At 30.9% G+C, this 2,374-nt stretch carries 2 protein-coding genes; both read left to right on the top strand.

What is annotated here, in order from left to right; genetic code table 11:
• The coding region (locus I4U58_RS13580; protein ID WP_195931868.1) for a glycoside hydrolase family 2 TIM barrel-domain containing protein at window positions 1-1,179 on the top strand (1,179 nt) is incomplete at its 5' end.
• Between the two features lie 289 nt (window positions 1,180-1,468).
• The coding region (locus tag I4U58_RS13575; protein ID WP_347708188.1) for a sugar-binding domain-containing protein at window positions 1,469-2,374 on the top strand (906 nt) is incomplete at its 3' end.

The following is a 2,374-nucleotide window of genomic DNA, read 5'->3' as shown; positions in this document are numbered from 1 at the left end:
ACTCAAATGAAAGAATTAGTAGTTCAAAACTACAACCATCCATCAATAGTTGTATGGGGATTATCAAATGAAATAACTATAGGTGGAGAAGATGATCCAGACTTAGTTGAAAATCACCGTATATTAAATGATTTAGTTCATGAAATGGACAAAACTCGTTTAACAACTATAGCGTGTGTATCTATGTGTAGTATGGACAATGAATATGTACAAATACCAGATGTAGTATCATACAATCACTACTTCGGATGGTATGGAGGAGATACTTCTCAAAATGGACCTTGGTTTGATGAGTTCCATGCTAAACATCCCAATATACCAATAGGTTGTAGTGAATATGGTTGTGAAGCATTAAACTGGCATACTTCTAACCCAGAACAAGGTGACTATACAGAAGAATATCAAGCATACTACCACGAAGAATTAATAAAACAATTCTTCACAAGAAAATATATGTGGGCAACACATGTATGGAATATGTTTGACTTTGGTGCAGATGCAAGAAATGAAGGTGGAGAAAATGGACAAAACCACAAAGGTTTAGTTACATTTGACCGTAAATATAAAAAGGATTCATTCTACGCTTACAAAGCTTGGTTATCAGATGATCCATTCGTACATATATGCTCTAAGAGATATGTAGATAGAGTAGAAGAAACTACAAAAGTAACTGTTTACTCAAATCAACCAGAAGTAGAGTTATTTGCTAATGGTGTTAGTTTAGGAAAACAAACTTCACCAGAACACTTCTTCTATTTTGAAGTACCAAATATAGGTGAAACTACTTTAGTAGCTGTAGCTGGAGAATGCAGAGATGAAAGCTTCATAAGAAAAGTAGAAGTATTCAATGAAGATTATCGATTAAAAGAAACAGGAGCTATATTAAACTGGTTTGATATTAATGAAAGAGAAGGATACTTATCTCTTAATAGTAAAATAGAAGATATAATGAAATCAGAAGAAGGCGCAAAATTATTTATGGAATTTATGAAGAGTGGCGGTTCTGGTTGGGGAAATAACTCAACAAATGAAACTGAAGAAGAAGTAAAGAAAAAAATGAAGATGTTAGGAGCATTTAAAGTTCTTAGATATATAAGTCTTCTTAGTGCTACAAATGTAGACTTTACAAAAGAACAATTACTTGACTTAAATGATAAATTAAATCAAATTGCACAATAAAATACTAACTTTTTAAAATTATAAATGAAAACGACTTATATATAAGTCGTTTTTATTTTTAGAATAAGACAATAAATATCGGATATATTAATAAAAAAAACGTATATATTGATGAGGAAAAACGTTTTTTGTGATATAATTAACATACTGTTAAATAAAGTAATAACACAAAACGACATAATTAAGTATTATAGTTATTACTTATGATATAAATATAATATTCTAACTTTACTTTGTTTAGAATATAATATTAAATTTTGACATATAAAATGAGGGGAGAAGGATATATATGAGACAAATATATAATTTCAACACAAAATGGGCATTCTCTAAAGAAGCTTTAGAAGCTCCAACTACAATGCCTGAAAGATGGAACTGGGTTAATATACCTCATACTTGGAATGATATAGATGGACAAGATGGTGGAAATGACCTTTATAGAGGAACTGCTTTCTATGCGAAAGAACTTGAAAAAATGGATTTACCAAAAGCTGATAGATATTTCTTAGAAATACAAGGTGCAAACTCTTCAGCAATAGTATATGTAAATGGTAAAAAATTAGCTAACCACGACGGAGGTTATTCAACTTGGAGAGTTGATATAACTGATGTATTAGAAGATAAAAACTTATTCGTATTTGAAGTAGATAACTCTCCAAATGATAGAGTATATCCACAAAATGCAGACTTCACTTTCTATGGTGGTATATACAGAGATTTAAATATAATCGCTGTAAGTGAATCACACTTTGATTTAGAATACTACGGAACACCTGGTATAAAAGTAACTCCAGAAGTAGTAGGTGAAAATGCTAAAGTTGAAGTTGAAGTATTCGTTAAAAACGTAAAAGAAAATCAAAAATTAGTATATACATTAAAAGATGCAGAAGGAAATGTTGTTGCAGAACAAGAAACACCTGCTTCACAAACTGTAGCATCTTTCGAAATAGAAAACGTACATTTATGGCATGGTAAAAAAGATCCATATCTATACACTGCAGAAGTTTGTTTAAAATCAGAAGATGAAGTTTTAGACAACGTAAGCGCAAGATTTGGATGCCGTACTTTTGAAATACACCCAGAAAACGGATTTATATTAAATGGGGAAGAATATCCATTAAGAGGTGTATCTCGTCACCAAGATAGATGGGGAGTAGGTAATGCATTACTTAAAGAACATCACGACGAAGATATG

This window comes from Clostridium sp. 1001270J_160509_D11, assembly GCF_015667935.1.
Taxonomy (GTDB): Bacteria; Bacillota; Clostridia; order Peptostreptococcales; family Peptostreptococcaceae; genus Intestinibacter.
Note: the sequence above shows the minus strand (reverse complement) of the source record. Positions and strands in the feature narration are given on the sequence as shown.